The following is a 13,651-nucleotide window of genomic DNA, read 5'->3' as shown; positions in this document are numbered from 1 at the left end:
GGGACGCCCGAGCGGCGCCGCCCAGTAGGAGGCGGCGGGGCGCAGCAGGTCGCCGATCAGGCAGAGGACGAGCGGGACCGCTGCGACCACGAACGCCAGGGCGAGCGGCAGCCACGTGAGCGCGAGCCCGCCGAGGAACGCGCCGATCGCGCCTGCCGACATCTGCACGGCCGTCGCCGTCGACATCACCCGCCCACGACGATCGGCCGGGGCGCCGCCGACGAGCACGGCGAACCCGACCGTGATGGCCGAGCCGCCGAGTATCCCGGCGAGCACCCGCGCGCCGATCAGCGCCCCGACGTCGGGGCTGAGCCCGGTGAGCGCCGTCACGACGACGAGCGCCCAGCACACGACGTGCAGGAACGGCCTCGGCCTCCACCAGCGGAGTGCGAGCCCGGCGGGGATGTTGACGAGCGCCCGGCCGAGACCGAATGCCGCGATGATCGCTCCCAGCACCGCGGCGGTGGCTCCGAAGCGATCGATGTAGAGCGGGAGGGCCGGCACGATCGTGCCCCACGTCATCTGCGTCGTGCCGATGATCGCGCACACGAGGATGGTCTGAGCGGTGATGCCGGGCGTGCCGGAACCCGCCCGGCCCGGACCCGCGGTCCCAGAACCCACCCCGACCCCGGTCCCGGTCCCCACCCTGGCTCCGGCCGCCTCAGCCGTCCCGGAACTCACCGCGCGAGATTCTCGCGGAGGGTCCGTCCCGGGTAGGCGGGGCCCATCGCGCCGCGGCGGCGCAGTTCCGGCACGAGGAGTTCGGTCACGTCGGCGTAGGACGCGGGCATGCTCAGCGGGTTGCCGATCATGTACCCGCCGCGCGATCCGGTGGCCGCGAAGTTCTCCTCGAGCGCGTCGGCGATCTGCGCGGGCGTCCCGGCGATCGTGTGGTCGAACCCGACGGCGTGCCGCCATCCGCGCTCGAAGAATTCGGCGCGGCCGAGCTCGTGATCGACGCCCAGCTCGGTGATGAGCTGCCCCACGAACCCGGCAGGTGACGCCTGAGCTGCGCGGATCTCCTCGGCCAGTTCCCCGAGCACGATCCGTTCCGGCACCGTCGAGAAGTCGTACCCGGCGTTGTACGAGAGGTACACGCCCACCGCTTCATCGCCCCAGTACTCGAGCATCTCCTGTTTGCGCGATCGCGCTTCGTCCTCGGTTCGGCCGATGACGAGCTGGGTCGTCCAGAGGATCCCGACGTCCGCCGGATTCCGACCGTTCGCGACGAGCTCGGCGTCGAGGGCCTGCCGATGCCGCGACTGGCTCGCGACGTTCCCGCCGATCCCGAAGATGAGGTCGGCGAACCTCGCGCTCGTCGTGATGCCCTGCGGTGAACTCCCCGCCTGCACGAGCACGGGTCGTCCCTGCGGACTCGGTGCGCTCGTGAGCGGACCCTGCACGTCGAAGAAGCGGCCGTGGTGATCGATGCGGTGCACTTTCGACGGATCGGCGAATCGCCCCGTCTCACGATCCATCACGATCGCATCGGGTTCGACGGAGTCCCACAGCGACTGGCACACCTCGATGAACTCCTCCATCCGCTCGTAGCGGAGCGCGTGCTCGAGGAGCTGGTCGTAGCCGTAGTTGGCGGCGTCGGCGAGGCGGGTTGAGGCGACGACGTTGAAGGCGACACGGCCCGATGTCACGTGGTCGAGCGAGTTGAGGAGGCGCGCCACGTAGAAGGGGTGCATGAACGTCGAGGAGTAGGTGAGGCCGAATCCGACGTGTTCCGTGACCGCGGACATCGCGGCGATGAACGGGCTCATGTCGTGCCGCGGCCATTGCACACCCCATTCGACGGCGGCGTCGGTCGAGCCGCGCCAGGTGTCGGGGAGGCCGGTGCCGTCGCCGAAGAAGAGCATGTCGATGCCGCCGCGCTCGGCCGTCACGGCGAGCTCCTGGAACATGCGGACGTCGGGGAAGGTGCGGCCCACCCAGGAACCGGGCCGTGCCCAGCGCCCTTCCGAGTGGGTGAACGAGAGGTCGAAGGCGAGGTGGAGGTGGCCGGGGTCGAGGTCGCGGTCGGCGGCGCGGTCGCGGTCGGCGGCGCGGTCGCGGTCCGCGGCGCTCATACGAGGACTCCCGAGAATGCGGTCACGAGCTCCGCGACGGTCGTCGGCTTGCCGACCGAGAGCGCGAGCTGTTCGAGCGCGTTGTCGTGGATCCGTACCTCGTACGCGGCGGCGGCGTCGGCGGGCAGGAGCACCCGGTAGCCGTTCTGCATGGCGTCGGTCGCGGTCGCGGCGACGCAGCACTCTGTCGTGAGGCCGACCACGGCGACCCACTCCACACCGGCGGCGGCGAGGATGTCGTCGAGTCCCGTCTGATGGAAGCCGCTGTAGTGGCGTTTGGCGATGCGGACCTCGTCGGCCGCGGGGTGCACGCCGTACCATTCGGCTCCGGCGGTCCCGACGACGCACGGTTCGTCCGCAGCCATAACGAGCGGATCCCGTCCGCGCAGCCAGTTGCTCGATCCCCACGGCGCAGCCGGGTCCGAGGCGAGCTCGATCCAGACCACGGGAACACCCGAGGCGCGTGCGGCGTCGACGAGTTCGTCCATCGCCGCGATCGCCGCGACGATCGATGCGTGCGCCGCATCGTCCAGACCGTAGTCGCCGAGGTGGGCCGGATCCGCGAAGGACCGCTGCACGTCGACGACGAGGACGGCGCCGGCGGTCGGGTCGAGGCCGACGAGCGGGCCGGAACCGAGAGGACCGGACCCGACGAGCGCGGCGGTCACGCGTTCACCGGGGCGATCACTGCGGCGTCCTGTGCCCGCAGCAGCGGGAGGACCGTCTCCCCGAAGACGGGCAGATCCGCGTGGTAGTCAGGGAAGATCAACATGAGTCCGTCGAGTTCGGCGCCTTCGACGACGGTGGTGATGTGGGAGAGCACCGAGTCGGGAGAGCCCGCGACGTAGGGCGTCTGGAAGGCGTCCTGCCCGGTCGCCGACTGCGTCCACGACGTCGCACGGTCGCGCGGCATCCCCCACGAGACCCGCATGTTCGCGAGCGCACCGACATCGACGCCCTCCGCGATCTGCGCGACCCGGCGCTCTGCGGCGGCATCGGTCTCGTCCATTACGACCGTGAGCATCGCGTACGTCTTCACGTCCCGTCCGAGGGCGGCTGCCTTGTCGTGCACGTCGCGGGACGCGTCGCGCAGCTCCTCCATCGTGTCGCCGGAGAGGAACGCGCCGTCGCTGCGCCGGGCCTGGAAATCGCGGCCGGCGGGTGACCGGCCGGCGCTGATGACGGTCGGACGGACGCGCGGATGCGGCCGCGACTCACAGTCCGTGAGTGTGAAGAACTCGCCGTCGAGCGTGACGGAGTCCTCCTCCCACAACCGCGTGACGGCATCCGTCCACTCGTCGACCATCCGGTACCTGGCCTCCTTCGACATGTCCGCATCCCACAGGCCCATCTGCTCGAACTCGTCCGCGTAGGAGCCGGAGACGATGTTCATGCCAGCGCGGCCGTTCGAGATCTGGTCGAGCGTGACGAACATCTTCGCGGCGATCGCCGGGTTGTGGACGTTCGCGTGCACCGTCGCCCAGATCTTGACCCGCTCGGTCGCCTCGGCGATGCCGGCCATCATCGTCATCGATTCGAGGCTGCGGCCCCAGTGATCCGTCGTTCCGCCGAACCCGCGCCACTTCGCCATCGCCATCACGAAGTCGAGACCTGCCTCCTCGGCGAGGATCGAGGCCCGCTTGTTGTACTCGTAGCTGCCGTCCGGGTGCGGGGCGGTCGTGGAGACGAGCCAGCCGCCGTTGCCGATCGGGAGGAAGATGCCGTATTCGTGTGGAGACATGGGAGTTCTTTCTGTTGATGCGGGATCAGGTGGAACGACTGCTGAGTCGGGTCGGGTCGAGCTGGCGGCACCACGGCCGGCCGGTGTCGGGGGGCAACGACCGGCCGGCCGCAGCGGGCGCCGGTTACGGTGCCGGCCAGATGAGCTTCGTGCCGTCGTAGATCTTCGAGACGAAGGTGTCGTCGAAGTAGGAGCGGACGTCGGCTGGAGCCGTGGCGATCTGGCCCGTCTTCACGAGGAAGGCGCTCTCGGCGTCGACGTTGTCGAGGTCGATGACGCCGACCGCCCGGTCCTTCGGCTGGTTGTCGGCGACGATGCCCGTCTCCGTCTCCCACACCTTCTGGTTGTGGGCGGCGTCGTATCCCTCACCGGAGAGCTTCGCGGCGTACCCCACGCACTCCTTCGCCTTCGTGAGGCAATAGTCGTAGGCGTGCTGGCTGGCGCGGAGGAAGTCCTCGACGGCCGTCGGGTTCTTCTTCGCGAACGCGGGATTGGCGGCGACGGTGCCGAGCGATCCGGGGACGCCGAAGTCGAACGGACGCCACACCTTCACGTCGTAACCCGCGGCCTTCAGGAGGTTGGGCTCGTTGGAGACGAATCCCGTGAGCGAGGCGACCTGGCCGCGAGGCAGGATCGTCGGGTCGTAGCCGACGACGACCTGCTTCATCGAGTCGACGTCGGCTCCCGCGTTCGTCAGCATCGTCGCGACCGCGGGCGGCAGATTGCCCTTCTGACCGAGGGTCGTGCCGTCGAGCTGGCTGAGCTTCGTGATGTCGGTACCCGTCATGAGCACTTCGAGACCGACGTTCGAGTACGTGGAGACGCCGAGGATGTCGACGCCGTTGCCCTGCGCCTGGATGAGGTTCTGTTCGCTCACGCCGGTAAAGGTGACCTGCCCCGATGCGAGGAGCTGGGCGTTCTCCCCCGTGTCCCCGGTGCCCGGTTTGATACTGACATCGAGGCACAGGGCGTCGTAGTAGCCGAGTTCCTTCGCCGCGACCATGTTCAGGATCGAGACGGACGCCTGGTACTGGTACCCGGTCAGGAAGGTGATGGGTCCGGCGGCCTTGTTCTCGGCGCATCGTTCGGCTGACACGGCGCTCCCGGCGCCGGCCGCTCCTGCTGCCGGAGTGGACGAGGGGCTCGCGGTGGAACTGCAACCGACGAGGCCGAGCGCGAGGACCGCGATCGAGGAGGCCACGAGGGCCAGAGGGGTGCGCGAAGGCATAGCTGTCTCCTTGGAGGGGTGGAGGTGCTGGGGGTGGGGTGCGTTGTGGGTGGGAAGTGGGTGCGGGGGCTCGTCCGGAATCGCGGCGAGCGTCAGCTCTGGCCGCCCTGCCGAGAGTCGTGCCAGTGGAGGGCACGGTTCTCGATGGCGGTGATCACGAGGAGGAGGATCGATCCCATGACGGCGAGGCAGGCGATCGCCGCGTAGACGACGGCGAGGCGGTTGTTCGAGGAGGCCACGGAGATGACCGTGCCGAGTCCTTCTGCTGCGCCGGGCGCTGCGAGCTCTGCGACGACCGCGCCGATGATCGACAAGGGGAAGACCACCCGGAGCGCGTTGAAGAGGTACGGCAGCGAGCTCGGCATCCGCACGTGCCAGAGCGTTTCGAGTCGCGACGCGTGGAGGGTCGTGAACACCTGGAGGACCGCGGGCGGCACCGACCGGAGGCCCGTCGAGACGCCGATGAGGATCGGGAAGAAGCAGATGAGCGCCGTCACGATGAGCTTCGGTTCCGGCCCGAACCCGAACGCCACGACGAGGGCCGGTGCGATGGCGACGAGCGGCGTGACGTTCAGAACGACGGCGACCGGCATGATCGCGCGGCGCATGATCGGCAGTTCGGAGACGAGGATCGCGAGGACGTACGCCACGACGAAGCCGATGACGAGTCCGACGAGCGCCACCCGGAGGGTCGCCCACGCGTTCTGGAGGTAGAACAGCGGGTTGCCGGCGAGCGCGTCGAAGACCGAGGTGAGCGGCGGAAGCAGGTAGGGGCTGTCCTTGGCGACGATCACCCAGACGACGGCGAGGCCGGCCACCAGGATGACGACGGGACCCCAGTAGCTGGGCTTGATGAAGCCGAGGCGCGGGGGCAGTCCGGTCCCCGCCTGCTTGACGGGGAGCGGTCCGGTGTCCGCGCGGCCGGCCGGGCCGGAGGCCGCCGTGGCGGATGCAGCGTCCGTGGCGATCGCCGATGCGGGTGCTGACGACGTGAGGGTGGTCATGGGTCGGTCTCCTAGGCTGCGCTCGTGATGGGACCCTCGTCCCAGGCCGACTGCAGGTGGCCGCGGATGAGGTCTTCGAAGTGGTGGAACTCGGGCGTCCCGAGCATGGTCTGGCTGCGCGGGCGATCGAGGGTGATGTCGACGGACGCCGTGATGCGGCCCGGTCGGGCGGACATCACGAGGACCTTGTCCGACAACCGCACGGCCTCGGTCACGGAGTGCGTGACGAAGACGACGGTCGACTTCTGCTGGTCCCAGATGTCGAGGAGCTGGCCCTGGATCGCTTCGCGGGTGAATTCGTCGAGCGCGGAGAACGGTTCGTCCATGAGCAGCACGTCCGGCTGCAGACCGAACGCGCGGACGATGGCGGTGCGCTGCTGCATGCCGCCGCTCAACTGCGCGGGGAGCTTGTGGATCGCATCGCCCAGTCCCACCTTCGTCAAGAGGTCCGTCATGTCCGGCGCGGCCTTCTCCATGTGCCCGCCGATCTTCTTCCGACGGCGCTCGGCACCGCGGTTGACCTTCGCCGGCAGGCTGACGTTCTGGAGGACGTTCAACCACGGCAGCAGCGCGGGCGCCTGCGGGACGAGACCGATCATCTTGGCCGCGCACGCCGCATCGGGCGTCACACCGAAGACGGAAGCGGTGCCCTCGTCGGCCGTCTCGAGGCCCGCGATCAGGCGGAGGAGCGTTGACTTGCCGCAGCCGGAGGGACCGATGATGCTCACGAACTGACCGCGCTCGATCTCCACGTCCACCCCATTGAGCGCCACCTGTTGCTTGGCGCCGGAGCCGTAGATCTTCACGGCTTTGCGGATCGAGATGCTGTCCGGGGCTGCCGCCTGCGCGGATGCGACCGCTTGACTGGTGGCCTGCTCGGGCGATGCGGCCGGGGCCGACACGGTGGAGGACGGTGTGCTCATGCGGCTAGACCAACTTCCTGAAGTCGCGGTTCTGGTAGACGAGGGGGACGTTCTGGGTGCGGATGACCTCGCCGACGCTCACGATGATCATCAGGTGGTCGCCGACCGTCCACCGCTCGTGGACGCTGCCGATGATCGACGCCTGCGCTCCCGTCACGACGGGCACGTGGTCATACCCCTCCTGCAGCGTGACGGCGGAGAACTTGTCGATGCCCTTCGTCGCGAAGTGCCGAGCGATGTCGCCCTGCCCGTCCGCGAGGATGTTGATCGCCACGTGGTCGGTTTCGGCGAAGGCCGGGTAGCTCTCCGCCGTCTCGGCGAGGAACACGGCGACGAGCGGCGGACTGACGGACACGTTCGTGAAGCTGTTCGCGGTGAAGCCGTAGGGCGTTCCTTCGACGCTCGTCGTGACGAGCGTGACCGAGGTCGCCATCCCGGCGAGCGCGCGGCGCAGTTCGGCCGGGTCGAAGCCGTCGGCCGCCGTTGCGGTCGAGGCGGTCGAGCTGGCGAGGTCAGTCATTGCTGCTCCCGGAGGTGTCGAGGTCGGTGTGGGTGGTCGTCGTCGCAGATGTCGCCGTGCTCGCGGACGCTATCGCCGTCGGGGTCGGGGGCGCGGACGCCGTCGGGGTCGGGGGCGGGGGCGCGGGCGCGGGCGCGAATGCGCTCGCGGACGCTCTCTGTTCGGCGGGAACGGCCGGCTCACCGAACGCGGCGGCCGCCGCGAGGAACGGGAGACGATCCGCGACCCACGCGTCCAGCACGGCATCGCGTCGTTCGATGTCCGCCGTGTACGCATCGGGGATCGCCAGGGCTCCCGCGGGACTCACCGAGCCGAGTTCGATGAGCAGCGGGTGCAGATGCGTGGATCCGGCGAGCGCGTGCTGCGGTGACGCCGCGATCGTGAGCGGGACGGTCGCCGTGCGTTCCAGGGCGCCCGGGCCGTAGCCGTCGAGGAACGCTTTCAGGAGGCCCGTGTACGAACCCTTGTAGACGGGCGTCGCGACGACGAGCAGTCGGATGTGGGTGAGCGATGTCCGGAGCTCGGCCAGTTCCTGATCGGTCGGATCGAGCACGCGCCCGCCGAACTCGGCGAGGTCGGTGACCTGTCCCCGGACGGCGCCGAGCGGCGCGAGCGCATCGACCAGTCGGTCGACGAGGGCGACGGTCGTCGCGTGGGTCTTGGATCCGGATCGGGGATTCCCCACGAGTCCGGCGACGGTGAATGTCAAGCGTGCCTCCCAGGCTCAGCAGGCGTCGACCGAGTGTCGACGCGGTGGCCGGAGAGCGAGCGGGTGAAATGCGATGGTGTCGCAGATGGCCCGCGGAGGTCCGTTGCTGCAACGCTAATCCCCGAACGTTACGTGCACCCTCCCCCGCATATTTCCGCCACGTAAACTCCCGGCCCCTCCGTCCTTTCTGCCGAGGGGTCGCAGATTGCGGGTGCAGCCACGTCACACCCACGATTTGCGACCCCTCGGCAGGTGGGTTCAGGGGGTGGTGGCCGCGCCGTCGCGGAAGACGAGGACTTCGACGCCGAGTTCGCGCGCGGCGGTGCTCGGCCAGGACGCCGGCGTGAAGAAGCGGAGGAGCGGCTCGGAGATGCAGAGGACGGCGCGGGGGTGCGCCGGCAGCGCCCGATGCAGCCAGACGAGCTTGAGCATGTCGGCCATCGCCTTGTTCCGGTGATGCGATTTCGGCGGACCGGATGTGGGGACCAGCTGGACGACGACGCTCCCAGCGGCATCGATCCCCTCGACTTCGACGCGGACGCCGCCGTCGATCGTCAGGACCCGTGGCGCGAGTTCGACGGCCAACCGTTCGCCGACGGCCCGCAGCATCGCGTGCTCGACCGACTCCGGCGCCATCCGCCCGGTCTCGCCGACGTGTTCTCGTTCCGCCATGCTGCTGCCCTCGCTCCGTCAGCCCCTGCCCCGGACCCTATCCCTCCCACGTTTCCTCCGTGTTTCGCCACCCTCGCAGCCTCTCCCGGCTCGCGAGGGGTCGCGAATGGCGGGTTCGACGCGGCAACACCCGCCGTTTGCGACCCCTCGCGAGATGAGGCGGCGGGAAAGGCGGCGTCAGGCGAGACGAGTGGCGCGACGAGTGTGGAGTTCGGCGACCATTCGGCGTTCGAGGTCATCGCCCCAGCCGTCGTTCGGGTCCATGCCGATCAGCCAGGTCAGTCCCTTGAGACCGGCCCGATCGAAGCCGACGAGCGCGATCGCGACGACTACGTCATCAGCGGCCGTCTCCTCCGCCCAGGCGAGTGCCTCGCTGAACGTCGCGCCGGTGACGTCAACCGTGTCGATCGCGAAACCCGACTCGTCGGCAGGCGGTACGGTCCCGAAGTACACCCGGAACACGGACTCGTGCTGCTCCCACGTGCTGTCCCGCTCGTCGACCTGTAGGGCATCCATCCCCTCACCCTATGTCCCGGCTCGCGAGGGGTCGCGAATGGCGGGTTGGACGCGGCAACACCCGCCATTTGCGACCCCTCGCGGGCTGGGAAGGGAAGTCGGGCGGGCGGCCGAGTTCCTGGTAGCTTCTGAACATCATGAGACGACACCTCTTCGCGATCGCCGCCGTCCCGCTGGCCGCCCTCGCCCTCGCCGGTTGTTCCGTTGGCTCCGCATCCGAACCGGGGCCTGCCCCGACCGCTGCGAAGGCGACGACGACGCCCGTCACGAGCCCGAACTGCCCCGACGCGTTCACGGCAACGCTCCTCCCTGACCCGACCGGTACTCCGGGGATCCACTACATCGATCTCGTCAATACCGGTCAGACGTCCTGCGAGCTCACGGGCTTCCCCGACATCACGCTCATCGGACCCGCCGATGAGCCGACTGGGCGACCAGCCGAGACCGACGTCGACGACCGCGGACGCACGCCCGTCACCGTCGAGCCGAACGGTCACGCGTACGCGTGGATCCACCTGGTCGAATCGGAGAACGGCCACGCGGACTGCACCTCGCCCGCGCAGGTCTCCGCGCTCTCGCTCCGCGTCCCTGAGGCGAGCGAGCCGGTCACCATCGACTACTCGTTCACCGCATGCGCCGATTCACCCCTGCTCGCGCAGATCCAGATCGGCCCGGTCGACTCCGAACCCCGCTCCCCCAGTCGCGGCTACTAGCCTCCCCCTCCCTGCTCGCGAGGGGTCGCACATGGCGGGTTGGACGCGCCAACACCCACCATTCGCGACCCCTCGCGAGCTGAAGGAAGGGAAATCGGGCGGGCAGCCGAGTTCCTGGTAGCTTCGGATGGTGGACGACGGATCACCCGGTACCAGCACGAGCATCCCGCTCATCGACGGCCCGAGGCGCGCCTCGTTCTCGTGGCCGAGGTTCCTCCTCGACGGGCTCCTCCTGGCCGTGAACGGAGCCGTCGCTCTCGCCGCAGTGAGCTTCGTCGCTTCGGCACTCGTCAGCCTCTGGGCTGGCGGGGCGACGACAGTGAGCTTCGCTCTCCTCATCTTCTGGCTAGCAGCACCGTGGGTCCTGGTTCCTCTGATCCTGGTAGTGCATCCGGCGCTCGAATTCTTCGGACGCCCAGACCGCCTGCTCACCGGCTCGACCGTCGCCGTGAGCATCGTCGCCGTGTTGCTCGTCCCGGCGATCGGGATCTGGTTCAGTCTGTACGGATCCCTCGTGCCAACGCAGCGAGTCGTCACCGATCCAGAGCTCTCCGGGACCGGTCCGACGCACGACGGAGGAGAGGCCCTGGCGACCTTCGGCCTCTACCTCGTCTTCGTCATCCCCTTGCTCGGTCTCCTGCTCGGCGCGTTCCTCCTGCTCGTCGCCGCGAGTTACAAGCGGCCTGTCGTCACCGTGATCACGGCAGTCTCGGTCCTCGCGATCGGCGCGCTGCTGTTCGCGATCGAGGCCGCGCCGCCTCCGCCGCCCGATTCCCGCGCTCCGGCCCAGGTGAGCGACGGCGCGGCCGAGGCCGACCGGATCCGCACCGAGATGGGACGCCCGGAAGGGTTGCAGCAGATCCGCGTCACCGGGCGTCCCGACGGGTCGACCGGTTCCTCGGCGCAGGTCGACCTGATCATCGGCCCCTCGACCACGGCCGCCCAAGCGCACGAGATTGCGGATGCCGCCATCGCGACGGCGACGCGACTCGGGTGGCCGGATGCCACGACCGTCACGATCCAACGTGCGGTCCCGGACATCGTCCAGCCCGTGCCGACGACCCCGTCGGACGACACGGACCCCTCCGCTCAGCAGCCACCGACACCCGACACGGACGATCCCCCGAGACACCGCCCGCCGTGGTCGCTCCAGCTCCTCCCGAAGCAGGTCGAGGACGTCGATCAGGCCCTCGACGACCTCCTCGAAGTCGACGAACTCCCGCCGGGCGTCAGCACGAAATCGTCGGGCGGGTGGCAGTACGTCGACATCACCGACGTGAACGCGTTCCTCGCCGTCCGAAACAGGCTCCACTCGCTCGACACCTTCGCGAAGGGCGCCACGTACTCGGTGCCGGGCGAGCGCAAGCGACTGCGCATCGTGGATGTGCCGGATCGAATGTCGGAAGCGGCGATCGCCGAGATCGTCGCGATCTCCATCGCTCACCCGGACGCGGAGGTGCTCCTCGAGGCGCCGACGGCGGGTCCCCAGTGGCCGACCCTGTACATCTCGGGCTTGAACGATGCGGATGCGGCCGCGGTGGTCGCCCGTTTGCGCTCACCCGAGTTCGTCGGCGCGAACGTGCACGGCTACTCCGTCGAGTTCGTGATCAGGTCCGGCGGCACGGGCGAGTACCTCACGGGCACCTTCGGCGACGTCGTGGAGTGACCGCGTCGTCAGCCAGCCCAGCTCCCTACCCGCCGAGCACCGAACGATGCATCCAGCTCACCGCCGCCCGATCGCCCAGAGCCAGACGCCCAGCCCGATGAGCACCGTCGCCGCCAGAACGATTCCGCCCTCCAGAGCTGAGCGTCCCGCGGCCGTCTGATAGAGCGACCGCGACGCCGCCTCCGGCAGGATCCGGGCGAGCTCGTTGATCCACCGCACGGGCGCGAGCGTCATGAGACCGGGGAGCACGAGGACGAGGCCGAACGCCGCGGCAGTCGCGAACGGGGTGCTCCGCAGAACACCGCCGATGCAGAGCGCGATGAGTCCGATGGCGGCCAACGCCGTCGCTCCGCCGGCCGCGACCCACAGCACCGCGCCCACGACGCCGCCGATGCCGCCACCGGCGACGACCACGACACCGGGCAACGCCCCTCCCATGCTCGCGACGACCGCGGCGGCGACCGCCCCGCCGAGGACGAGCGACACGGACCCGACCGCCCACGTCACGAAGGCGACGGCACTGGCTTTCGCGATGACGGTCATCCGACGGCGCGGAACGATCGCGTGCGTCACGCCGATCTGCCCGTTCGCGTATTCGGGGGTGACGTTCAGCACGGCGACGATGATCACGAGCAGGAAGGAGAGCGGGACGACGGCACCGGCGCCGCCCAGTGCGAGGTCGAGGTTCGCGTGCGGATCCCGTGTCAGGAGCTGTTCCTTGTCCGCGACGAAGAGCCACATGAGGCCGACGGACAGCGGAACGAGTGCGATGAGCGGCACGAGGCTCGACGGAACCGAGAGCATCTTGATGAGTTCGCCATGGATGATTCCTCGGAGGGTGAGCCGATGCTGTCCGCTCACGACGTGCGTCGCCCTCCGTTTCGGAACAGTCGCCGAAGCCGGGCCCGCAGAATTCGCGTGCACTCGCACGGCGCTCATCGCACCGCCTCCGTCCGCGCGCCCGCACTGTGTTCCACGCTGTCGACGACCAATCGTCGGTACGCGTCTTCGAGGGAACCTTCGATCGTCCGCAGCTCGTGCAGCTCGATGCCCGCACGCGCCGCGAGGGCTCCGACCGCGGCGATCGGGGCACCGGTGATCTGCACCGCGCCCTCACCGTGGTCGACGACGCGAGCCCCACGACCCACGACCATCTCGACCAGTTCGGCGAGTCGAGGGCTGCGGACCAGGACGGTCGCACCGTCTTCGTCGGCCATGATGTCGTGCAACGAACCGTCCGCGATCACCCGACCTCGCCCCATCACGATGATGCGGTCCGCCGTCTGCTCCATCTCGCTCATGAGGTGCGAGGACAGGAGCACCGTTCGGCCTTCGGCGGCCAACTCGCGGAGGAACGTGCGGATCCAGATGACGCCGTCTGGGTCGAGCCCGTTGACGGGTTCATCGAGGATGAGGGTGCGCGGGTCGCCGAGGAGCGCCGCTGCGATGCCGAGGCGCTGACGCATCCCGAGCGAGAACTTCCCGGTCGGCGACGCCGCAGCCGAGGCGATGCCGGTGAGTTCGAGAACCTTCTCAACCCTGCGCTTGCCGTAGCCGTGCGTGACGGCGAGCGATCGCAGGTGCGCACGGGCGGGTCGCCTGGGATGCAGCCAACCGGCGTCGAGGAGGGCTCCGACCTCTCGCATCGGCGCGGCCCACGATCGGTACACCGCCCCATTGACGGTCACAGAACCCGAGCTCGGCCGTTCGAGGCCGAGGATGAGTTTCATGATGGTCGACTTGCCGGCGCCGTTCGGCCCGAGGAAGCCTGTGACCATCCCGGGTCTGATGGTGAAGGAGACGTCGTCGACCGCGGTCTTGGCGCCGAAGGACTTGGTGAGTTCGTGTGCTTCGATCATCGTTCGACCGTATGGAACTCCACAC

15 protein-coding genes are annotated in these 13,651 nt (G+C 69.2%); 2 read left to right on the top strand and 13 right to left on the bottom strand.

Features of this window, described 5'->3' with window-relative positions; genetic code table 11:
• The 11 genes from ACQ3HB_RS18095 to ACQ3HB_RS18045 all read right to left on the bottom strand — a co-directional run.
• Positions 1 to 681, bottom strand: a 681-nt coding sequence (locus ACQ3HB_RS18095; RefSeq protein ID WP_430921947.1) for an MFS transporter, incomplete at its 3' end; no start/stop codon positions are given.
• Positions 678 to 2,075, bottom strand: coding sequence for an NtaA/DmoA family FMN-dependent monooxygenase (locus ACQ3HB_RS18090; RefSeq protein ID WP_430921946.1), 1,398 nt, complete (start codon positions 2,073 to 2,075; stop codon positions 678 to 680). The genes ACQ3HB_RS18095 and ACQ3HB_RS18090, both read right to left, overlap by 4 nt.
• Positions 2,072 to 2,743, bottom strand: coding sequence for a cysteine hydrolase family protein (locus tag ACQ3HB_RS18085; protein ID WP_430921945.1), 672 nt, complete (start codon positions 2,741 to 2,743; stop codon positions 2,072 to 2,074). The genes ACQ3HB_RS18090 and ACQ3HB_RS18085 overlap by 4 nt, the downstream gene beginning before the upstream one ends.
• The gene (locus tag ACQ3HB_RS18080; protein ID WP_430921944.1) at positions 2,740 to 3,816 is read right to left on the bottom strand and encodes an LLM class flavin-dependent oxidoreductase; all 1,077 of its coding nucleotides are present in this window, start codon (positions 3,814 to 3,816) and stop codon (positions 2,740 to 2,742) included. The genes ACQ3HB_RS18085 and ACQ3HB_RS18080 overlap by 4 nt, the downstream gene beginning before the upstream one ends.
• 124 nt (positions 3,817 to 3,940) lie before the next feature.
• A complete protein-coding gene (locus ACQ3HB_RS18075) occupies positions 3,941 to 5,044 on the bottom strand; it encodes an ABC transporter substrate-binding protein (protein WP_430921942.1) in 1,104 nt (367 codons plus the stop codon).
• A 92-nt stretch (positions 5,045 to 5,136) separates the two neighbouring features.
• Positions 5,137 to 6,048, bottom strand: a complete 912-nt coding sequence (locus ACQ3HB_RS18070) for an ABC transporter permease (RefSeq protein WP_430921941.1) — start codon at positions 6,046 to 6,048, stop codon at positions 5,137 to 5,139.
• Positions 6,049 to 6,059: 11 nt separating this feature from the next.
• Positions 6,060 to 6,971: an ABC transporter ATP-binding protein gene (locus ACQ3HB_RS18065; protein ID WP_430921939.1), complete on the bottom strand. Its 912-nt coding sequence runs from the start codon at positions 6,969 to 6,971 to the stop codon at positions 6,060 to 6,062.
• 4 nt (positions 6,972 to 6,975) lie between these two features.
• Positions 6,976 to 7,491, bottom strand: coding sequence for a flavin reductase family protein (locus ACQ3HB_RS18060; RefSeq protein ID WP_430921938.1), 516 nt, complete (start codon positions 7,489 to 7,491; stop codon positions 6,976 to 6,978).
• Positions 7,484 to 8,200: an NADPH-dependent FMN reductase gene (locus ACQ3HB_RS18055; RefSeq protein WP_430921936.1), complete on the bottom strand. Its 717-nt coding sequence runs from the start codon at positions 8,198 to 8,200 to the stop codon at positions 7,484 to 7,486. Before ACQ3HB_RS18055 ends, ACQ3HB_RS18060 begins: the two co-directional genes overlap by 8 nt.
• A 258-nt stretch (positions 8,201 to 8,458) precedes the next feature.
• On the bottom strand, positions 8,459 to 8,872 hold the full coding sequence (locus ACQ3HB_RS18050) for a hypothetical protein (protein ID WP_430921935.1): 414 nt from the start codon (positions 8,870 to 8,872) through the stop codon (positions 8,459 to 8,461).
• Positions 8,873 to 9,049: 177 nt separating this feature from the next.
• Complete coding sequence (locus ACQ3HB_RS18045) at positions 9,050 to 9,388, bottom strand: hypothetical protein (protein WP_430921933.1); 339 nt, start codon at positions 9,386 to 9,388, stop codon at positions 9,050 to 9,052.
• A gap of 137 nt (positions 9,389 to 9,525) precedes the next feature.
• Between ACQ3HB_RS18045 and ACQ3HB_RS18040 the strand changes: the two genes are divergently transcribed.
• Together ACQ3HB_RS18040 and ACQ3HB_RS18035 are read left to right on the top strand one after the other, a co-directional pair.
• On the top strand, positions 9,526 to 10,101 hold the full coding sequence (locus ACQ3HB_RS18040) for a DUF4232 domain-containing protein (protein ID WP_430921931.1): 576 nt from the start codon (positions 9,526 to 9,528) through the stop codon (positions 10,099 to 10,101).
• 130 nt (positions 10,102 to 10,231) lie between these two features.
• Positions 10,232 to 11,767: a hypothetical protein gene (locus ACQ3HB_RS18035; protein ID WP_430921930.1), complete on the top strand. Its 1,536-nt coding sequence runs from the start codon at positions 10,232 to 10,234 to the stop codon at positions 11,765 to 11,767.
• A gap of 57 nt (positions 11,768 to 11,824) precedes the next feature.
• Here the strand turns inward: ACQ3HB_RS18035 and ACQ3HB_RS18030 are convergent, their stop codons facing one another.
• Both ACQ3HB_RS18030 and ACQ3HB_RS18025 read right to left on the bottom strand, forming a co-directional pair.
• The gene (locus ACQ3HB_RS18030; RefSeq protein WP_430921929.1) at positions 11,825 to 12,628 is read right to left on the bottom strand and encodes a hypothetical protein; all 804 of its coding nucleotides are present in this window, start codon (positions 12,626 to 12,628) and stop codon (positions 11,825 to 11,827) included.
• A 74-nt stretch (positions 12,629 to 12,702) separates the two neighbouring features.
• Entirely contained in the window at positions 12,703 to 13,626 is a 924-nt protein-coding gene (locus tag ACQ3HB_RS18025; protein ID WP_430921928.1) for an ABC transporter ATP-binding protein, read from the bottom strand.
• Positions 13,627 to 13,651: the final 25 nt, after the last annotated feature.

The organism is Plantibacter lichenum (assembly GCF_050587525.1).
Lineage (GTDB): Bacteria > Actinomycetota > Actinomycetes > Actinomycetales > Microbacteriaceae > Plantibacter.
Note: the sequence above shows the minus strand (reverse complement) of the source record. Positions and strands in the feature narration are given on the sequence as shown.